16 protein-coding genes are annotated in these 20,500 nt (G+C 45.1%); 14 read left to right on the plus strand and 2 right to left on the minus strand.

Going from position 1 to position 20,500, the window contains the following annotated elements; genetic code table 11:
• Positions 1-60: 60 nt before the first annotated feature.
• Positions 61-924 (minus strand): sugar phosphate isomerase/epimerase family protein, encoded by an 864-nt coding sequence (locus AC0YN7_RS08620; RefSeq protein ID WP_475809567.1) that lies wholly within the window; start codon positions 922-924, stop codon positions 61-63.
• A 163-nt stretch (positions 925-1,087) separates the two neighbouring features.
• On the opposite strand from AC0YN7_RS08620, the gene AC0YN7_RS08625 reads away from it, so the two are divergent.
• From AC0YN7_RS08625 to AC0YN7_RS08670, 10 genes are all read left to right on the plus strand, one after another.
• A complete protein-coding gene (locus AC0YN7_RS08625) occupies positions 1,088-1,456 on the plus strand; it encodes a hypothetical protein (RefSeq protein WP_475809568.1) in 369 nt (122 codons plus the stop codon).
• Between the two features lie 5 nt (positions 1,457-1,461).
• Complete coding sequence (locus tag AC0YN7_RS08630; RefSeq protein ID WP_475809569.1) at positions 1,462-1,716, plus strand: hypothetical protein; 255 nt, start codon at positions 1,462-1,464, stop codon at positions 1,714-1,716.
• A 419-nt stretch (positions 1,717-2,135) separates the two neighbouring features.
• On the plus strand, positions 2,136-3,260 hold the full coding sequence (locus tag AC0YN7_RS08635) for an ROK family transcriptional regulator (protein WP_475809570.1): 1,125 nt from the start codon (positions 2,136-2,138) through the stop codon (positions 3,258-3,260).
• Positions 3,261-3,317: 57 nt separating this feature from the next.
• Positions 3,318-5,465 (plus strand): hypothetical protein, encoded by a 2,148-nt coding sequence (locus AC0YN7_RS08640; protein WP_475809571.1) that lies wholly within the window; start codon positions 3,318-3,320, stop codon positions 5,463-5,465.
• A 49-nt stretch (positions 5,466-5,514) separates the two neighbouring features.
• Positions 5,515-5,886 (plus strand): sensory rhodopsin transducer, encoded by a 372-nt coding sequence (locus AC0YN7_RS08645; protein ID WP_475809572.1) that lies wholly within the window; start codon positions 5,515-5,517, stop codon positions 5,884-5,886.
• Positions 5,887-5,936: 50 nt separating this feature from the next.
• Entirely contained in the window at positions 5,937-6,860 is a 924-nt protein-coding gene (locus AC0YN7_RS08650; RefSeq protein ID WP_475809573.1) for a polysaccharide deacetylase family protein, read from the plus strand.
• 30 nt (positions 6,861-6,890) lie between these two features.
• Positions 6,891-8,063, plus strand: coding sequence for a M24 family metallopeptidase (locus AC0YN7_RS08655; protein ID WP_475809574.1), 1,173 nt, complete (start codon positions 6,891-6,893; stop codon positions 8,061-8,063).
• A gap of 232 nt (positions 8,064-8,295) precedes the next feature.
• Complete coding sequence (locus AC0YN7_RS08660; RefSeq protein ID WP_475809575.1) at positions 8,296-8,799, plus strand: DinB family protein; 504 nt, start codon at positions 8,296-8,298, stop codon at positions 8,797-8,799.
• Between the two features lie 79 nt (positions 8,800-8,878).
• Entirely contained in the window at positions 8,879-9,430 is a 552-nt protein-coding gene (locus AC0YN7_RS08665) for a hypothetical protein (protein ID WP_475809576.1), read from the plus strand.
• Positions 9,431-9,556: 126 nt separating this feature from the next.
• Complete coding sequence (locus AC0YN7_RS08670) at positions 9,557-11,209, plus strand: DUF4091 domain-containing protein (RefSeq protein WP_475809776.1); 1,653 nt, start codon at positions 9,557-9,559, stop codon at positions 11,207-11,209.
• A 271-nt stretch (positions 11,210-11,480) separates the two neighbouring features.
• Here the strand turns inward: AC0YN7_RS08670 and AC0YN7_RS08675 are convergent, their stop codons facing one another.
• Entirely contained in the window at positions 11,481-13,832 is a 2,352-nt protein-coding gene (locus tag AC0YN7_RS08675; protein WP_475809777.1) for an AraC family transcriptional regulator, read from the minus strand.
• Positions 13,833-14,081: 249 nt separating this feature from the next.
• Here AC0YN7_RS08675 and AC0YN7_RS08680 point away from each other — a divergent pair, with 249 nt between their 5' ends.
• From AC0YN7_RS08680 to AC0YN7_RS08695, 4 genes are all read left to right on the plus strand, one after another.
• The gene (locus AC0YN7_RS08680; protein ID WP_475809577.1) at positions 14,082-15,617 is read left to right on the plus strand and encodes an ABC transporter substrate-binding protein; all 1,536 of its coding nucleotides are present in this window, start codon (positions 14,082-14,084) and stop codon (positions 15,615-15,617) included.
• A 100-nt stretch (positions 15,618-15,717) separates the two neighbouring features.
• On the plus strand, positions 15,718-17,490 hold the full coding sequence (locus AC0YN7_RS08685; protein ID WP_475809578.1) for a cache domain-containing sensor histidine kinase: 1,773 nt from the start codon (positions 15,718-15,720) through the stop codon (positions 17,488-17,490).
• Positions 17,487-19,028 (plus strand): response regulator, encoded by a 1,542-nt coding sequence (locus AC0YN7_RS08690; RefSeq protein WP_475809579.1) that lies wholly within the window; start codon positions 17,487-17,489, stop codon positions 19,026-19,028. The genes AC0YN7_RS08685 and AC0YN7_RS08690 overlap by 4 nt, the downstream gene beginning before the upstream one ends.
• A gap of 114 nt (positions 19,029-19,142) precedes the next feature.
• The gene (locus AC0YN7_RS08695) at positions 19,143-20,441 is read left to right on the plus strand and encodes an ABC transporter substrate-binding protein (RefSeq protein WP_475809580.1); all 1,299 of its coding nucleotides are present in this window, start codon (positions 19,143-19,145) and stop codon (positions 20,439-20,441) included.
• Positions 20,442-20,500: the final 59 nt, after the last annotated feature.

Below are 20,500 nucleotides of genomic sequence, written 5' to 3' on the forward strand. Positions count from 1 at the left end.
ACAGCCACGGCTAATTGCTGTGGCTGCTTCTATGTCGCAAGAGGTTTGGTTTATCGCTGGTTAAACTTCATCCCACAAGCGCTTTGCGTTTTCGAAACCGAACAGAGTCCCGGTGCGGCAGTCTTCCATGCCCTCAAATTCGATCGAAATGTATCCGTCATAACCGGAAGCTTTAATGATTCGCAGAACTTCCCTCATGTCGATATCACCTTGCCCGATGATCGCCCCCCGTAAGAAATCTCCACCAGCTGTTTGAAACCAGCCTTGACCGGGATTAAGGTGATTAGGACGCCAATAAAAATCTTTCAAATGAATCATGGAAGCAAGTCCGATATTGTTCCGAACGCCTTTGACCGAGCTTTCATCGACACACATGAAATTGCCGATGTCCAGCGTCGTCTTGAAATTAGGTCTTCCGACCGCATGGATTAAGCTTTCCACTCGTTCACTAGCCTGCATATAGAAACCGTGATTTTCTAAGCTTGTTGTGATTCCGTAGTCTGCCGCATAATCGGCAATTTGCCTGCATGCCTCCGCCAGTTTTGGCAAATCACTCTGGAAATGAACGATTGACACTTGTTCCGGCGGTCTCGATGCAACGTCGTGGCGAAACAGCTTCACACCAAGCTCGTTAGCGATATCTACTTCTTGTTTGACCCTTGCAATCTCTTGCTGAAAATCCGCCTCATCCTCAAATACGAAATTGGCGCTGACGGTATAGTTCGAGATAGCGATACCGACTTGCTCCGCTTTGCGGCGAATGGCTGGAATGAGTTCCGGCTGCTCAGTCAAGTTATAGCCGATCGGTACGATTTCGACATGCTCTCCTCCAATTTCTTTCGTCCATTCGATGACATCTGGAACGGTCATTTGCTGCGCAATTATGGCGCGACTTAAACTATAAGTACTAATTCCCCATTTCATTGCCTGGCACCACCTTTCATTGATAAAAGACTATCACCAATATAGTCAAAACCATTCGGAATTTAAATTGAAATTCGTAAGGTTTACCCGGAAATAATTCAGGACCATTAGACAGATATATTGTAATTTCGTGATCAATCGCGCACACGAAGGTTACCATTCGATGAAAGAGCAGTATAACGAATGCTTAACGAAGTTAGAGGATAGATTTTTTCTTGGAGTGGGCTCGAACACTCATGTAGGCGGACAGCGTAGTTTACGTATTCCGGAAGACATGAATGAATCTCTACTTCAGATTGTACGGGATTGGAAAACGAATGATGCGGCAAAAAAAGCGCTTGAGAATTCGATGCTTACTTTCCTAACTAAGGAGAGTATTGTAAATGCGGCGGAAATTAAACGAACCTTTAAAATCTGGGTATTGATGGCAGCTCTTTCTATGAGATTATCTAAATCGGATATGCCAGAGATCGTTTCGGATTATAGTGATCGCATAACTGGTGCGCAAACTTTGCAGGAGTTGGTGTACTAGCGCGTGTGTCGGTAACAGCTAAAGACCAGATGGAAATGATTCACGTTAAAGTGACTTATCCAGAATTGAGGGGCAAATATAATGTGATCGAGGAGCATTCCGTCCTGCATGGCGGAGTGGTGAGTATTAGAGGGGATAGCGCCAAGGAAGTTTATATAGCGCCAACGAGGCAGCCTCTCGCGTATGACATATCGGATGGTTACATCCGAATTCCACTACCTGAAGTCGTCGGGTATAAGATGGTAGTCGTGGAGCACTAATTTACTGTTCCACTTATCAATTGCGAGTATATCCATTCGACATAGCGGGAAACGGTAATAAAGTTTGTTATGTATGCGATGGGATAAAATGTAGAGAATGTTTGGTGCCCCTACTGGAGCAGCCCCGCATTTCAAGCGAGAAACGCAGCCATATAATTTACTAAGTAAATTATATGGCTGCGTTAGTTTATTTACGGGCTATAAATCAGTCGTAATCGATGGATTAAATTTGGTTTAAGGGTTTACAATCGGGTTTATAAGTAATATAATTCATTTAATAAATTAAATGAAGTTAATGCAGTAATTCGAGCAGCGGCAGAATCATATTTCAGTCAGAAGCCTTACCCTCTAAGCACTATGAATACATATGATAGAATGGGAAGGTGATTTTACTATTGTCAGTGAGAGGATAGTTTAGGATGAAATTAAATCCATTGGAAATTCAAATTCTGAAGGCTATACAGAAATGCGAGGGTGTATCCCGTAAAGCGTTAGCGGAAATGACAGGGCTTTCGCAAGCGACAATTACTAATATTACAAAAATGCTCATTGAGCGCAGCTACGTTGTCGAAGGTGATCGTGTTGGCAGCGGGATGGGAAGAAAAGAAGTGCTGTTGTACTTGAATCCTCAGAAATTCCGGTTTTTGGGTATTGATATTGGGGGGTACCGAATCCGCTTTGCATTGGCGGATAACCTTATGAGAATTACTCATGAGCGGGAATACCTTGTAGATGAGTTTGACGAAGAATCGGATATTCTGGAGAGTGTACTGGAGAGGATTGAACTGTTCCTTGCGGAATCGCAATTGAATCCAGATGAACTTGATGGAATAGGAATCGGAGTTACGGGAATCGTGGACAAGAACATGCAACGGATATTGAATATTCCCAACCTCAATGCTTGGGGGGAATTGGACATTGTGTCGAGGCTGAACAGCCGATTTGATTGCCCGGTTTATCTGGACGAAAGCGGACGAACGATGGCTCTAGCTGAGATAATGGAAGGTAAATCCAAAGATTCGGAGGATTTCATCGTCGTTCACATTGCTTATGGTATAGTGGCTGGCATCATTATTAATGGGCAATTGCTTAGGGGAGCCAATAATGTCGGCGGATTGCTGGGACATATGACCGCAGATGAAGACGCTGGGCGATGTATGTGCGGTAATTATGGTTGTTTGGAGAATATCGTTACGTATCCGAGGATCGAGAGAGCTTATAAGCAGAGTGGCGGCAAATTTGAATCAATCGCTGAAGCTTATCGGGTAAATGATAAAATCGCATTTGATGTTTGTATTGCATCAGGTAAAGCGATAGGCATAGCTTTGAGCAACGTAATTAATTTGTTTAATCCGCAAGTCATTTACTTGGGCGGTCCCGTATTTGAACAGCTGCCGATCATTTTCGAAGAAACAAAACGGACCATCCTGCTCAGAGCGAATCGTTACGCTTCTGTAGATATGCAACTGGAGCATAGCTCGTTCGGTGATAAGCAGGGGATGATCGGAGCCTTGTCGCTTGTTAGAAATTCGTTGATTTCTTAAAGTGGGATTTGCGACAAGTTACTATAGTAAAGGCGCATATGGAAAAGGAGTAGGGAAATGGAGCGCAATTATGATTTTCGCAAGCGACTGGAAGTGGTGCATAAGCCGAACCGCCGCGATCCGAGCATTGGCGCAGGTGCAGGCGAGCTGGAAATATCGGATGACTGGCTCATTGTAATAGATGCGGAGGCAGGTCCACCGCTGGTAAATACGGCTAAGGATTTACAGGATTATTTGTTCACAAGCATGAACGTCTCCGTCCGCTTGACCAGATCGCAGAACATCGCGGAAGTCGCGGTCTCAGAAGAGCATGTCATCGTACTGGCAACAAGAAAGCAATTGCCTGCGTTGGGTGGAGCGCTTGAGAAAACGCGGAGTTACCGTATCGTTGCCGAAGAAGGCCGCATCGTTGTGTGCGGATGCGACGAACGTGGGGCAGCGCAAGGAAGCTATTATCTCGAGGATGTGATGAATGTAAGAGAAGCACCGGTGCTAGGATGCATGGACATAACTCGCGAACCGTTGTTCTCTCCTCGAATGTCCCATTCCGGCTGGGGATTGGATCGTTACCCCGATTCGCATCTGAATGCGTTGGCGCATGCGGGCATCGATGCGATTATGGTGTTCGTGAAGGATGTGGATGAAACGCCTGAAGGCTATCAGGATTTTAACTATCTGGTTGATCGCGCCGAATTATACGGGCTGGACGTGTATGTTTACAGCTACTTGAGTAGTCGTCTCCATCCGGACGACCCGGGTGCGAACGAATATTACAAAAGCACCTATGGACGAGTGTTCCAGGCATGCCCAAGATTCAAAGGTGTTATTCTCGTCGGAGAATCTTGCGAATTTCCGAGCAAAGACCTGAATACGACGGGCAAACTGCGCCTCGATTGGCCATCCGACCAGCCGCAGACGAAGCCGAGCCCAGGCTGGTGGCCTTGCCAAGACTTTCCGCAGTGGCTGAGCCTGCTGTCAGGAACGATTCGCGCGCATAACCCGGATGCGGACATCGTGTTCTGGACTTACAACTGGGGCTGGGCGCCGAAGGAAGACCGCCTAAAGCTCATTCGCGCGCTGCCGGAGAATATTACGCTGCAAGTGACCTTCGAGATGTTCGAGCAAATGCGCAACGAGCATGTGACTCATGTATGCGTCGATTACACATTGTCGAATGTCGGGCCGGGTGACTATTTCAGCAGCGAGGCGGAAGTGGCTCGCGAACGCGGCATTAAGCTGCATGCGATGAGCAATACGGGCGGGCTCACTTGGGATTTCGGCGTCATTCCTTATGAGCCGTTCCCCGGGCAGTGGAACAAGCGACATGTTGCACTAAAGAAAGCGAATAAAGAATGGGGCTTAAGCGGTCTGATGGAATCTCATCATTATGGCTGGTGGCCATCCTTTGTCAGCGAGCTTGCAAAGTGGGCTTACTGGAGCCCGAGTCCTTCATATGAGGAAACGTTGGCGATGTTAGCCAAGCGGGACTTCGGCGAGGTTGCCGCACCGCTTGCTCTGAAAGCTTGGAACGCGTGGAGCGAAGCGATCACCCATTATATCCCAACGAACGAAGATCAGTACGGACCATTTCGCGTCGGGCCGTCTTATCCGCTCGTTTTCCGCAATCCTATGTTTAAAAAAGCTGTGCAAATGCCGTCTGTTAAACATGCGATGTTCGGCAACGAAATCGTATTGACGGATTACGAGCCGCTCGATGATCCGCGGCAATCACTTGGCGTATCCCGCATCGATGTGGAAATCAGGAGCCTTGAGCGGATGCTCGAGCTGATGGAGACCGGCAATGAGCTGCTGGAAAAGGCGCTCAAGCTAACTCCTGACAGAAAGCTGGAGGACGGCCGGAGAATGTTTCTGTTGGGGCAGTTTATTGCAAGGTCTCTTCAGACGACGATCCATGTCAAGATGTGGTGGAAGCTGAAACGGCAGCTGCTGAGCGAGGGGGAAACCGGCAAAGCGTTGGCATTGTTGGAGCGGATGGAGGAGCTCGCCCGCCGAGAAATCGCGAATGCGGAAGCAACGATTCCGCTCGTGGAGGCCGACTCGCGTCTTGGTTGGGAACCGAGCATGGAATATATGACGGACACTGCGCATTTGCGTTGGAAGATTCATCAAGTGGAGAGCGTGCTAGATACCGAGTTTGCGCAGTATCGCAAGTCGCTTACGTTAACGAACGACGTACAACAATGAGATTCTGACAGATAACGTTTCTGACTACGAATGGATAGGAGGTGAGAGAATGGGCAAGGGACAGGGCAATACCATGTGGATTTTTCCTGATTGTGAATTGCCGCCAGCGGGAGAGTCACTCCTCAAAGGTCATGAGTCGGTCATCGTGCTGAACTCGGGAAGCAGTGAGGCAACTATTTCATTGACACTTTATTTTACGGATCGCGATCCGGTCGGCGATATCGTATTAAGAGTCGGAGGCGAGCGAGTGCGTTGCTTACGGCTTGACAACCCTGACGATTTGAACGGAGTTGTCGTGCCGAGAGAGGAGCAGTACGCGCTTAAAGTCGACAGCGACATGCCGGTCGTTGTGCAATACGGCCGACTGGATACGAGACAGGATAATATGGCCTTCTATACGACGATGGGCTTCAGTGAATAATGCGCAACTTCGAAAGATCCAAATTTATATCGGGAAGAGTTGGAGAATGTATGGACGATAAAATTCATGTAATTTTTGGCTTCGATATGGAAACGGACGTAGGAAGCTTTACTCCCTTCTACGACGGGATAAAAAACGCGACTGCTCCATTGGTTGAAATGTTCGATAAAAAAGGGATCAAAGGCACTTTTTTCTATACTGGTGATGCTGCAAGACGTAATCCAGACAGTGTTGAATTAGTCAAACAGAGCGGGAATGAGGTCGGCACCCACTCCTTGTTCCATGAGACGGTGGGGGATGAGCTGTTTCCGATTCCGGGCGTTGTACCGTTGTTAGCCGAGGAAGTGCCTTTTCGGATCCGGAAAGCGACGGAGTGGGTGGAAGAAGTGCTCGGGCAGCGCCCGGTATCGTTTCGCTGCCCGCGGCTCTGGAGCTCAACGGCTGTAGTGAACGCATTGGAGGATTTGAACTATGCGGTGGACGCATCGTATCCGATGTATTTTTACCGCGAGCGGTTTGTTCCTTATCATCCAAGTAGTCAGAACTGGACGCAGGAAGGGAATTTGAATATTCTCGAAATTCCGAATTTTGCGGATATGGTCATGAAAAGCAAAGATCCGGGCCTGGAGCGGGATCGTGATCAATGGCCGTTGTTTCGGACAAAGGGCGCTGATGCGCTGATGAAACGTGTGGAAGGTTTTATTCGGTTCATGCGCAGTAAAGGTCTCCCCGTCGTCCTATGCTTCTATTTTCATCCTTGGGAATTTATACCGATTAAGCGGAGCTACAAATACGGGGAGTGCATGGTGACGCCGGACCGTTTCATCACATTGAATTGCGGTGACAAGGCGATGACCGAGTTCGGCATTCTTATCGACAGACTGCTCGATCTGGGGGCGGAGTTCCATCGGGCAGATGAATTTGCTGGCAAGTGGAACAAACAATCGATACGTAAAACGCTGGAGCATAAGTAATCAATATAAGTAGACTGGGAGGTACGTAAAATGTTGAACAATGTAAAAATTCCAGATTACGAATACCAAGAGCGCATTCAGAAAGCGGCAAAGCTAACAGCAGAAGCCGGATTGGACATTCTGATCGTTAATTCCAATGAAGCGGATTACGCCAATGCTAGGTATTTTAGTGGTTTTTGGCCGCTTTTCGAACGGGCTGGTGTGGCAATTGCTCCTTCGGGTGAGGCTGCACTGATGGTAGGTCCAGAAAGTACCGTTTATGCAGCTGACTTTAGCCGCATTAGCAGCATCTTTTGTTTGATGGAATACCGGGAATCAGCGGATCCAGCTTATCCGCAAATCAAACCAAATACTTACTCTGAGGTCTTCAAGGCGCTTGGTGTAAGTGGTTCGAAGCTTAAAATCGGTGTTGCTAGTTTTCTAGACACAACTGTCATCATGATGGAGGGACTCAAAAAGTGCTTCCCGGATGCAGAAATTGTGAGAGCCGATGCCATCATGGTGAAGCTTCGTTCGATTAAATCTGAGAACGAGCTGAATTGTATGCGAGAAGGCTTCAGGATTACGGAGCTTGCAACCCAAGAAGTGATTCGCACAATTCGTCCAGGCATGACAGAGTGTCAAATGGTCGGCGTAGCACAGCGTGTCATTTACGAAAATGGCGCGGAGTATGAGGGCTTACCTATGTATATTTTTAGCGAGAAATCAACGCGGCATGCGATTTCCCGTTCCTCGCATCGAGTCATCGAAAAAGGAGATATTGTGCAGCTCAATTTGTCCGCTAAGGTGGACGGTTACTCGCCAAGCATCGGCATGCCGATCAGTCTTGGTAAGCTGACAGCTGAGCGCCGAGAAATTATCGAATTCGGCTTGAGAGCACACGAGTGGACACAGACAAATTTGAAAGCAGGTATAGCAGCCAGCTCTGTTGCAGAAGGATTCCTTCAACTTTTTAAAGAAAACGGTTACGAAAAGAACTACTTGTACGGACCTTGCCATGGAACAGGAATGATTGAGGTCGAAGCGCCATGGATGGAAACTTCGTCTGACTATTTGCTGCTGCCGAATATGACGTTCCAGGTCGATACGTTTATTATGACGGATACGTTCGGTATTCGCTGGGAGAAGGGGGTCGTTATCCGCGAAGGCGGCTGCGAGCTTCTCTCTAATCCGATCGGGCAGATTCATGAGCTAGAATTTTAAATGGATGACCTTTAGATCAAACGAATTCAATCATCTGTGAGTATAAGCTCAGTTCCGAAAGGGACTGAGCTTATTCGATTTTTAACTTGAACACGATCAGCCTCTATTACATTCTACGAAAACGCTAGAGGTGCACATATGGCCATTGTTTCGTGCCTATTAGCTTGATTATCAAAGTCGTAAATCGTATGATTAAAAGATGAAATATGAAATGATAGTAGGGGGTATAAACATGTTTGTATCGATTCAAGCATTTGAAGAAAACTGGAAACACGAAAGTGCATCAACACAGAAAATACTCGATGTCTTAACTGACGAATCCTTATCACAAGAGGTAATTCCAGGGTTTCGCACGCTGGGTCGTCTTGCATGGCACATCGTTACTTCATTGCATGAGATGGTATCTCGAACTGGTCTTGAGTTCGAAGCTCCACATCACGATGCACCACTGGTTTCATCCGCAAAAATCATTGCAGACAGCTACAGACAAGCTTCTCAATCAATGCTAGATGCGATACATAATAATTGGACAGATGCAACACTGATTGAAATACGGGAAATGTATGGAGAGCAATGGCCAATCGGTCTTACTCTATCGATTCTTGTTAGCCATCAAATCCACCATCGTGGTCAAATGACGGTTCTGATGCGCCAGGCTGGCCTTACTGTTCCTGGTGTTTACGGACCCTCGATGGAGGAATGGGCTTACGCGAATATGGAACCTCCGCTCATTTAGGCAATAAATAGCTCCCACCGGTTAACTAACGGGAGGGAGCTTTTGATTAAGGATTTTGCTCATAATGGGAGGCGAGCCAATGGACAAAAATGCTCAAATTATTTTCGACAACCTTAAATCCGAAGATCCGGACATACGCTACCAAGCCTATCACGATTTTCAAGCGCTTACGAACGAGCGGGTAGAATGGGCTTACGAAATATGGGATGATCTTATAGCTGATCTAACCAACAAAGATAATCATCGCCGATCGAGAGCCGCGCAATTTCTAAGCAATTTAGCGAAAAGCGATCCTGAGGGCAGGATGCTCACTGACTTTCCCGCTTTGCTGAAGGTCACTGAAGACGAACGGTTCGTTACGGCGAGACATTCTCTTAAGTCTCTATGGAAAATCGCACTGGCCGGTGAAAAACAAAAAGAGATGGTTCTTAAAGAGCTAGCGGAACGGTTCCAGAGTAGCGCGGAAGAAAAAAACTGCACATTAATTCGTTACGATATCATCGAAAGCTTTCGGAAGCTGTATGACGCGGATAAGGATGAGGCCGTCAAGCAAATTGCATTGGATTTGATTGAGACGGAGGAAGACCTTAAGTATCGAAAGAAATACGCTTCGGTGTGGAAGAAAGCATAGTGCTGAAGATGTCAGTGAAGAACACTTCACATATAGACTCTATTACTCCCATTCTTAGAAAATGATAGTTTAATATCTTTGAGCAGTGCACATCTAATTAAAGACGAGGAGTAGCTATTAATGATAATGAATCAAAAGGCCTTTGAAACACGTTGTATTAGCTCACTTGAAAAGGTATTTCCCGATGAGGATTTGCACCAGTTACCCTTTAATAAGGCATCAGCACTGAATAATGAGATCTATTCTTTTCAAGTTGCATATCGTGCAAATCGTATCATTAAAGGCATAGGTGTTACCGTGCAGCCAGAAGAAAGCGGTTACGTCACTATTCGTTCGGTAGGCCTGGTTCCATCCGAGCTTCCAGTTTATCCCGATCATGATGAATATGTGCTTCGTACAACACCGGGACTTTATCCGGATCCTCTATATCTGGTTGATGAAGAAGGAGTTACTGCGTTCCCAAATCAATGGAGATCCGTATGGGTGACGGTTGATACAGAAGGGATGTCACCAGGGCTTCATTCTATTAAAATCAGGTTCGAATCAAATGCTGGTGAATTTTTGGGAGAAGAGTGTTTTGAACTGGATGTTATTCCCGCTTTGCTTCCAGAACAGAAGCTAATCCATACGGAATGGTTTCATACGGACTGCATAGCTACCTATTATAAAACGGAAGTATTTAGCGAGCGTCATTGGCAGCTTATCGAAATGTATATCGGAACTGCAGTTAAGCATGGTATGAATATGATTCTTACTCCTTTATTTACACCTCCTTTAGATACAGAGGTTGGCAAGGAGAGGCCAACTGTACAGCTAATCGATGTTGAGGTTACCGCAGATAATATGTATGTGTTTGGCTTTGAGAAATTGGAGCGTTGGGTGCAGCTATGCCTGAGCCATGGGGTGAAGTACCTTGAATTTTCTCATTTGTTCACGCAATGGGGAGCCAAACATGCGCCGAAAATTATGGCTACAGTCCTTGGTGAGTATAAGCGTATATTTGGTTGGGAAACGGATGCTTCTGGAGAAGAATATCGACATTTCTTAGAGCAATTTCTTCCTGAGCTGGTCAAATGGATCAAGAATAACTATTTGGAAGATCAAGTATATTTTCATGTCTCCGATGAGCCGAGCATAGACAGCTTAGACTCATATGGCAGTGCAAGCCGCATTCTAACACAATTTCTTTCAGAATTCCCTATTATCGATGCTTTATCGGACTACGATTTTTATTCAAAGGGTTTAGTCAAAAATCCAATCCCGGGAAACAATCACATTGAACATTTTATAGATCATGGAGTTAAATCTTTATGGACTTATTATTGCTGTGTTCAATATAAGCAGGTGGCTAATCGTTTCTTTAGCATGCCGTCAGCGCGCAACCGGATACTAGGCGTACAGTTGTATCAACATAATATCGTTGGTTTCCTTCACTGGGGCTATAATTTCTGGTACTCGCAATATTCACGCAAACCATTGAATCCGTTTCTGAATACCGATGCGAACTATGCTTTTGCTTCAGGAGATTCCTTTTTAGTGTACCCTGGTGTGGATGGACCGATCGAATCCATTCGATTAGAGGTATTGCGCGATGCGTTCCAAGATGTTAGAGCTCTGGAGCTATTAGAAAGCTACTATGGGAAAGCATACGTCAAAGAAGAATTAGAAAAACTAGCGAGTAAGCCCATTACATTCAGTGATTATCCAAGGGAGACACAATGGATATTGTCTATGCGAGAATGGGTCAATGAGAAGATAAAAGAGAAAATACTTTTATAAGCAGAACAAATCGAGTTTGAACGATGAAGAGATTCCACGGTATGGCGGCAGCCAAATATCGTGGCTCTTCCGTATGTGAATACAAGCCTATCTCACCGTATTTGTGGTAAATGTAGAAGCATTGGAATATTTGAACAGCCACGTAGTGCGAAGAGATCAAGGTGCTTTCCCGGGTGCTTCAAAAGGTAAAGAATGAATGGGATCACTGGATTAAGACCATGACCCGGAAGAGGTCACTTTTTTAAGTGTCCATCTTTCGGGTAAGACCCATTCAGATCGATGTTTTTTTCTCGGAAAGCTTGTACTGCGTAAGCGATACGCCGAAACGTTTTTTGAATAACGTATAGAAGTAGTTCGACTCTTCCAATCCGCATTGTTCCAAAATTTGCTTGGTTGTTAAGTTACTGTTATCGAGCAGCTGCTTGAAACTATTCATTCGAATATCGGTAATGTGCTCTGCTACGGATTTGCCGGTAGCCTCTTTAAACAGCTTACCCAAATAGACGCTCGACATTTGGAATTCATCCGCGATTACGCGCAAGTTCAAGTTTTTGTCGCGGTATTGATCTTCGACGAGCTTCATAATTCTTGTTATGATCGAAGTATGTTTGTTTTGTTTATTCTGCTCCATGACTCGACTGATGTTAGAAAATAGGGATGAAAAGACGTCATGGATTTCATCCAATGTTTCATATTGCTCGATATTTTTGAGCAAGAGTTGAATATCGTCCGATATTTGAAGATCGTGAGTTTCCAAAATAACGTTAAAGTTCGTTCGCACCATAAAGAGGAGCTGCATGATCGATGAAAGCCAATGTTCATAGGTCGTTCCGGACAGGACGCTAATAAAGTCTTCATAGGCCTCATTGGTTTTATCGAGACGGCCCAATTTCAAGGAATCGATCAGTATCTTGGCTTTACTCTCGGGAAAGGTTATCGGCATCTGGTTTATTGACTCCCGGTACGATGGAGTCAGTAAACTTCCGTGGCCTTCCAAGATGCGATACAAAGACAGCGCGAGCGTATCCGAATACGCCTCGCCCAGCTGCAGATTCGAGTTAACAGGCATACTAAGGGTAGCAGAGAAAGAGAGTTTTAAGTTATCTCGCACGGCGTCTTGCGATATTTCGAGAAGACGCTTGATGTCGGCTTCCGTCATATCCGCGTTGTCCGATGGGCTGATTTCCAATAGAACCGCAAATTGGTCGTTCTCAAGATAGATCGCTTCCGATTTATATTCCTTTGAGACGATTTCATTGAGGATATTGGCGATCCCGAATTTCAAAAGCCAACGGTCTTTTTCATTATAGCGGTCGAGAAATTCGCGGTAATTGTCTATACGGATCAGAAGCAATCTCAGCGGTCCGATCAGATTGACGTGAATGCCGAACTCTACTTGACTAAGCCGAAGCTCCTCTTGGCTTACGTACCCATTGCCAAGCAGCATATCTTGCAGCCATTTGTTTTTTAGCGGACCGAGCTGCTCCCTTTGTTTATGTTCCAATTCATTGCTTTTGGAAATCATATCATGGAAAACGTTGTGCAAAAAATGAATTTCGTTTGACGGTTGGTGCGATGTCGCAGTATGTTCATGAACGGTTTTGACCAATTTATCGACCGGCAAATACAGCGATCTAGACATGGCGAACGAAAAAAATAAACCGAGACCGAGTATGCCGATGCAAATCCAGATGGTAGACGTTTTAATCTTTTCCGCCGCGCCTACGAAAGTCGAATAAGAAGTTAAACTAATGAACGTCCATTCGGGCTTGTCGGAAGACACGTAAGTCACTTGATAGTCGAGACCGTTCAAATGGGTTTTGAAGCTTCCGGAAGCTTCGTTTGCTGCAAGCAACGTTTGGACATACGGCTCTTGCCGGGCGCTTTCTAGAAACATCGATCCCGAGGCATGGTTCATAATCGTACCGTAGGAATCGACCACGATGATTTCGTTGCCGGTGCTTTCCGTCTCGTTATTTAAGGATGCAATCAAACTACGTAAGACGCTTGCATTAATATTGACGACAACCGCTATGCGGGTAGAATGATCCTGTCCCAGAGAAGCAGGCAAAATATAGGTGTATACATTGGTGAATTCCGGATCATGGATCGCTTGCAACGTCGGTATTTTTCTTGCCACAGGCATATCGGAATCGAATATTTGATTCGTCGTTCCCAGCAATGTGAAAATGTCTTGATCGTAAAAGTTTTCTTTCGTATAAAAACTGCCCGTCTCCGTAGAAGTAATGCGATTCATTTCGAGATTAACCGTATATACCGATTGCACGTAATCATTCGGAAGCGTGAGATTATCCAGGTTTTGCAGCGCTTCCCCAAGCCTAAACATATCAGTGTCCCGAGAGTGCAGAAGAACGGAAGTGCTCGGACTCATGATGACGGCGTTCATGAATTTGCTGACCGATGTATCCAAGTAGTTCATACTGTAGCTTGTTTGCGACAAGATGGAAGTGCTCATCCGATTCACATTATCAAGTGAAACGGCGAAGAAATTTTTATATAGAAGCGACGATAGCACGATGATAAGGGAAGTAACGGTGATCGTCAAAGTCAGCAACAGCTTGGCATACAAACTTTTTCGAGGAGATTTAAGGGGGAACGGCATCAAAGAGCTAACCTCCATAAATAGAATCGTCATACGTTACAATTTCTCTATTCCCATTCACTTATCCTTCTTAATCACTAAAGTAAATGGGGATTTTGATTATATTTGTAATAATTAGAGATTATTTTTTTGAAAAAAGTCCAATTTTATAATCTTTTTGTATGTTATTGTATTGCTTTTGAGTGCTGGACACTGTAAAATGCAGGCGTATTCATTCATGCTTGATTCGTAAAGGGGGGGATAGAGATCATGGGAACGGAGTTTTGGCGGCCCAAATTGGTATTAACAATTTTGCTCATGGTAACCTCATTGCTTTCGGGATGCGCTTCTAGCAAACCTGCGGAGTTAACGGAAGATACAAATAACACAAACCCGAAGGAACTTCCGTATGTGGAGTTGGATTATTACTTTCCCGCGCCTTCCCAAAAGGATTTGCAGGCAGTCAACGATGAGCTGAACAGATTGATTAAGCCCCAAATCAATGCCTCCGTAAAATTGAATGCGATCGATCTGGGTAATTACGATAAAAAGATGAGCTCGATTATCGCTTCGAGAAAAACGTTCGATCTGGCGTTTACGTCGACATGGATCAATAACTACTTTCAAAATGCGGCCAAAGGAGCTTATATCGAGATAGATGAATTGCTTAACCGATATGGCGCCCGGACGAAGACGGGGGTGCCGGCTAACATCTGGGACGCGGTTCAAATAGATGGCAGGCTGTACGGAGTCGTCAACTACCAAATCATGGCGACGAGCTATGGATTTGACGTGCAGAAAGAGATAGCGGACAAATACCATTTCGATTGGAAAAACGCGAAAACTCCCGATGATCTGGAGCCTTTGCTGGAAGCCGTGAAAAACGGCGAGCCGGACAAGTTTCCGTTAGAGTATTCAATTACCGGGGACATCTTTGTAGGGGCGGCGCCACTATACGGCTTCGATGTTATCGGGGATCAGAAAATGCCCGGCTGGATCCGCTTGAACGATAAAAACTTGAATGTCGTGAATCAGTACGAATCGACGGAATTCAAGGAGTTTATCACCCGTTCTAGAAAGTGGTATGAAAAAGGGTATTTCCGCAAAGATGCTTCCACGACGAAAGAGATTGCGGCCGACCGTAAAGCGGCCAAATATGCAATCGCGATGCCGTCTTATCAAACGTTCGATTCGACCGAAGATCCTTCCGTGCTCGGAGTACTAAGATCGATTACGGGTGTCGATTGGTACAGGAAACGTTTCACCAAGCCGATCATAACGACGGACCGCGCAGCGGCTACGATTACGGCTATCTCGAGCACATCCCCGAACCCGGAGAGGGCAATGATGTTTCTTGAGCTATTGAACAATGATCCGAAGGTTGCCAACTTATTGAATTTCGGGATCGAAGGCATTCATTATAAGAAAATAACTGATACGCGCATTGAACGCATCAAAGATAGCGGATACAATCCGAATATTCCATGGGTGTTCGGGAACAATTTGATTTTATGGAAAACGGAGAACGATCCGGACGATACGATCGAGAAGTGGGATCAATTGAATAAAACTTCCGACGTATCCCCGATCTTGGGTTTCTCATTTAATCCGGAAACCGTCAAATCTGAAATGGAGCAATGTCATATCGTGATCGATCAATATTTGTCCGCATTGACGACGGGGACGGCCGACCCAGACAAAATCTATCCCGAATTTATCGGCAAATTGAAAACTGCTGGCGTACATAAGGTGATCTCAGAAAAACAGAAACAGCTGAACGAATGGCGTATCACCAATGGGAAATAATTCGTTCGCAAACTCAAGCCTTCAATTCCTCGATTAGACGAGTGGTTTTGAAGGTTTTTTTACGACTGACCAATTAACGTAAATTATAGGGGTGGACAGTATGCATCCAAAATGGCGATTCAGCTATCGCAACAAGCTAATTATGTCTTTCATGCTAGTGAGTTTACTTCCGGTATTGATCGTGCAAATCGTTTCCTATTACGTCTCTACTGACACGATGAAGGGGAAGATTGATGACCTTGTTCATGCCAATCTGATCCAGACGTCCAAAAATTTGGACATTTCATTGCGTGCTTATGATGATTTGCTATTTCAGATCATTACAAATGATGATGTGATCAGGCTGGTCAAAGAAGCAAACGTTCCGAATGCAGATGTCGAGTTAAGCAGACGGAAGCTGATCAATCTTTTATCGGCCTATTCTTATGCGAAGTACGGCATTCGCAGCGTGGCGATCTTCACAAGAAACGGGACTCTGGTCTGTTACGATCTGCAGACAGGTTCTCCATACGATAATATGTGGTCCAATATCAGTGATTTGAATAATCTTCCATTGTACAAATCGGCCGTTAATCATAAGACGGGCAGCATCATGACAATCCCCGAGAAGATGAACTCTATCAATAATAATGAACAGTACGGCTTTCATTTGGCGAGGAAGTTAACCGATTTTAACACGGTTGGCCTGGAAAGTATTGGCGTTGTGGTCATTACCGTCTATGAATCCGTGTTGGCTCATGCGATAAACCTGAAAGACCCGGTAACCGGAACCTCTCAGCAAATCGATAATCAGAACTTTCTAACGGACAACACAGGGAAAATCACCTCTGCCCAGGATAAGAGCAGCATTGGCAAGCAGATGAACGAGGTCGTGACAAGCACAAGTATCAGTAACACATACTTCAATTCAAAAACCGGTATGACTATCCATAATCTGCTCGATCAAAATGAGCTGTTCAGCGAAATGTACGCGATGCAGCGATTAACCATTGGTGTCGGTGTAGCTGCACTAATTACTGCAATTGTTCTTATTTATATTTTTTCCATAAAGCTGTCGAATTCGATTCGAAAAATTGTAAAAGCGATGAGAACAGCCAGTCAAGGGACATTGAACGTCCAATTGGATGAGCCAATGAAGGACGAAATCTCGGCGATTGCTTTAAGCTTTAACAAAATGATGGGAAAGATCAATGAATTGCTGATCGAAATCAAGGAAACGGGGGAGAAGCGCAAGGAGGCGGAAATCCGCGCGCTCGAAGCGCAAATAAACCCACATTTCCTATATAACTCGCTGGATTCTATTAATTGGATTGCAATTGAGAATGATGAGCATCAAATCAGTCAAATGTTGAAAAGTTTGGCACAAATATTACGATATAGCATCAAAGATAGCAATAAACTGGTAAGCGTCAGAGAAGAGTTGCAGTGGATGGAACGGTATATATTCCTGCAGCAGCATCGGTTCAGCTCCTCTTTCGCATGCGTTGTGCACAAAGAAGAAACGGCGTTAGAATGCCTTATTCCGAAACTGATTATTCAGCCTTTTATCGAAAACGCTATCATCCATGGATTTTCAGGCATCAAGCAGGGAGGGCAGATCAGCATCGGCATCCGTCTCATCTTGGAGCAGTCGATAATGCTGACGATCGAAGATAATGGCGTTGGTATGAATGAAGCGGAACTTCATGCTCTTCAGGCAGTAATCACAGATTATGCAGGTCCTAAGGGTGGAATAGGCATTCAAAATGTGCTGTTAAGGCTACGTATGTATTATGGGGACCAAGCTTCGTATGAGATCATCAGTCAGCAAGGAGTAGGAACAACGGTAAGTGTAGTACTACCCATCCTTAGGAAAGGAGACATATTAGTATGAGAATTGTCGTGATCGAAGACGAGGATAACACGAGATATGGAATTATAAATTTAATAAACAAGCTGGGCGGTCATTACGAAATTGTGGGAGAAGCGGATAACGGAGGGACAGGCATGCGGTTGATCGAAGACACGAGACCGGACCTCGTGATCGCAGATATCAAGATGCCTCAGCTAAGCGGAATCGAGATGCTAGAGTTGCTTAGGCTTAAAGGACATCGGCATAAAACGGTCATCTTAACGGGTTTCTCTGAATTCGAATATGCGAAAAAGGCGCTGCAGTTGGGTGTATTTGAATTTCTGGAAAAGCCGATTACGGCACAAGATTTAAAAATGACACTGGAGAAAGTCGAGCAAGAATTAGTGATACAGCAAATAGCAGGGATGCCTGCAGGAGATGCGACAGCCCAATTTGAACACTTGCTCTATCGTCTGGTCACGAATGGTGACATGGCCATTACGTTACTGCCGACTTTGACTGCACAGGTCATAGACTTTTCCTCGGAAACTCCTTTCTATATCGTCTGCGTATATTTGGGAAAAGCTTATGAAACTACACAGGCTATGCTTAAACTGCATCTAAGTGAATGGCTCGGACGAATCGGAAATCACGCGGTCATTACTGTGCCACAGGAACAATCGCTTGTCGCGATCATTCAGGGGAGCCTAAACGGAGCTGACGTCAATTGCTTACTACTTCAGGGGCTTCTGCCGGCTCTTAGGGCAATCGAACCGCGGGCTGTCATTAGCAGCGCTGAGATTCCTAGGCTTGCTAATTTAAAGGAGTGTTTCGATTCACTGACTGCATCCAGGCATTGGTTTATCGTGCTGAATGGAGCCAATACGATTCTGAACGATCAACATATCGCCTCCCTTAAGGTTGAAGCTTTGCCGTTTCCTCATTCACTCGAAAATAAAGTAAAAGTGGCGATCTCTGAAAAAAATCTGGATCAAATTAAGCGGTATTTTGAGGATTGGCTGCAAAATTGCTTTTCAAGGCTTTACGACCCACGACATATCATTGATGTCTCCGTAAGGCTGGTATCTTCGAACTTACAGATGATTGGCGAAATTTATGGGGACGAATGGGTGTACCAATACCAGAAGGAATGGCTCCATCCGATTTTGGCGGCCCAGACAAAAGTGGAACTGCTCGACGCTTTTGAATCGATTTCCCTGAGTATGAGTAAGATCGGCCTTGCATCGCCATCTATTCCTTACAGTTTCATCGTACAAAAGACGATGCGGATTATTCATGAACAGTTTCAAGAAGGGATCACGCTAGAGGAGATCGCCTCCTCACTTCGTATTACACCGGAATATTTAAGCGGTTTATTCACCAAGGAAGTCAAAAGTAATTTCAGCGCATACGTGAAAAATTATCGAATCAAACAATCCAAATCACTTCTGCTGAAACCTCAGCTTAAAATATTCGAAATCTGTCAAATGGTCGGCTATTCAGATCCCAAATATTTTTCTCGGGTGTTTAAAGAGGTGACTGGACTGTCGCCAGCGGAATATCGAAACATGAATATTTAGATACGAGGAATGTGCTTATATTTATCCACCTATATTAATTATTTGGAATGTTAGAAGCGCTTTCATGCAAGTAGAATGAAGTTGTTGGCAAACAAAATTCAAGGGGGCAGTAATGTGAGACGAACAAGTTTAGCAGTTATACTCGTTGCAATGCTCGTTGCAATGCTCGTGTTTTCAGGATGTAGTTCAAAGCAAGGGAATAATTCGAATACGACAGATAATTCGCCATCAGCTACGAACAACAACAGTAAGGATTCCGGATCCGATCCTGCCAAGGAAAAGAAAAAGCTAACACTATGGTTCTACTTTGAAGGGAAAGCGCAATTCGACATCATTAAATCGGTGACGGATGGCTACACCAAGAAAAATCCGAATATCGAAGTCGAACCGGTATATATTCCATTCACAGACTTCAAGAAACGTCTGTCGGTTGGATTGGCGGCTTCAGACTTACCAGATATCGTCATTATCGACAACCCTGATCATGCTGCTTATTCCGCAATGGGCCTGTTTGCTGACATTACGGATAAGCTGAACGATTGGCCGGATAAAGAGCAATTTTTTGAAGGTCCGTGGAAGTCCGCATCGTATAACGGTAAGCAGTACGGCATCCCGCTCGGCAGCAACAATTTAGCGCTGTTCTACAACGAAAAGATGCTGGCAGATGCCGGAGTCCAACCGCCGCAAACTTGGGATGAGCTGCGAACTGCAGCCCAGAAATTGACGAAAGAAGGCGTTAAAGGACTTGGCATTAGCGCACCGCAGAACGAGGAAGGCACATTCCAATTTCTCCCTTGGCTGATTTCTACAGGGGCTACCTTCGATCGTATTGATGGAGACGGTACGAAAGCGTACAGCATTTTGGCCGATTTGATTAAGGACGGGTCGATGAGCAAGGAAGTTATTAACTGGACGCAATCCGATGTGATGAAACAGTTTGCAGCCGGTAAGCTGGCGATGATGGTGAACGGACCTTGGCAGCTTCCGGATTTGGCCAAGAACGCGCCGGATTTGAAGTTTGGAATCACTTTCGTGCCGAAAGACAAGCAGTATGCTTCTGTACTAGGTGGAGAAAACTTAGGCGTGGTCAACGGTAAAAATGTAGATGAAGCCGTTAATTTCATTAAATACGCTGCTTCTCCAGACGTCAGTAAGCAATTTGCACAACAATTTGGCTACTTCCCTGCACGTAAAGATGTGGCAAACGACCCTTATTGGACGGAGAATCCGAAGCTGAAAGTGTTTGCTGAAAATATGGAAAATGCCCAGCCGCGCGGACCTCATCCGCAATGGCCGGAGATATCTAACGTGATTTCCGAAGCGCTCAGCAAAGTACTTATATTAAATTCCTCACCTGACGTTGCAACAAAAGAAGCCCAAGAAAAGATCGATCAAATTATTGGTAATAAATGATAAAGACATTGGAGTACATGTGCGGGGTTCATGTACTCCCTTTTTATAAGGAGTGAACA

It is taken from the genome of Paenibacillus sp. J31R122, assembly GCF_056269185.1.

Bases quoted from the DNA above. Each gene is read 5' to 3' on its own strand.
- AC0YN7_RS08620 (WP_475809567.1), bottom strand. From the start codon at position 924: ATGAAATGGGGAATTAGTACTTATAGTTTAAGTCGCGCCATAATTGCG.
- AC0YN7_RS08625 (WP_475809568.1), top strand. From the start codon at position 1,088: ATGAAAGAGCAGTATAACGAATGCTTAACGAAGTTAGAGGATAGATTT.
- AC0YN7_RS08635 (WP_475809570.1), top strand. From the start codon at position 2,136: ATGAAATTAAATCCATTGGAAATTCAAATTCTGAAGGCTATACAGAAA.
- AC0YN7_RS08640 (WP_475809571.1), top strand. From the start codon at position 3,318: ATGGAGCGCAATTATGATTTTCGCAAGCGACTGGAAGTGGTGCATAAG.
- AC0YN7_RS08645 (WP_475809572.1), top strand. From the start codon at position 5,515: ATGGGCAAGGGACAGGGCAATACCATGTGGATTTTTCCTGATTGTGAA.
- AC0YN7_RS08650 (WP_475809573.1), top strand. From the start codon at position 5,937: ATGGACGATAAAATTCATGTAATTTTTGGCTTCGATATGGAAACGGAC.
- AC0YN7_RS08655 (WP_475809574.1), top strand. From the start codon at position 6,891: ATGTTGAACAATGTAAAAATTCCAGATTACGAATACCAAGAGCGCATT.
- AC0YN7_RS08660 (WP_475809575.1), top strand. From the start codon at position 8,296: ATGTTTGTATCGATTCAAGCATTTGAAGAAAACTGGAAACACGAAAGT.
- AC0YN7_RS08665 (WP_475809576.1), top strand. From the start codon at position 8,879: ATGGACAAAAATGCTCAAATTATTTTCGACAACCTTAAATCCGAAGAT.
- AC0YN7_RS08670 (WP_475809776.1), top strand. From the start codon at position 9,557: ATGAATCAAAAGGCCTTTGAAACACGTTGTATTAGCTCACTTGAAAAG.
- AC0YN7_RS08675 (WP_475809777.1), bottom strand. From the start codon at position 13,832: ATGCCGTTCCCCCTTAAATCTCCTCGAAAAAGTTTGTATGCCAAGCTG.
- AC0YN7_RS08680 (WP_475809577.1), top strand. From the start codon at position 14,082: ATGGGAACGGAGTTTTGGCGGCCCAAATTGGTATTAACAATTTTGCTC.
- AC0YN7_RS08685 (WP_475809578.1), top strand. From the start codon at position 15,718: ATGCATCCAAAATGGCGATTCAGCTATCGCAACAAGCTAATTATGTCT.
- AC0YN7_RS08690 (WP_475809579.1), top strand. From the start codon at position 17,487: ATGAGAATTGTCGTGATCGAAGACGAGGATAACACGAGATATGGAATT.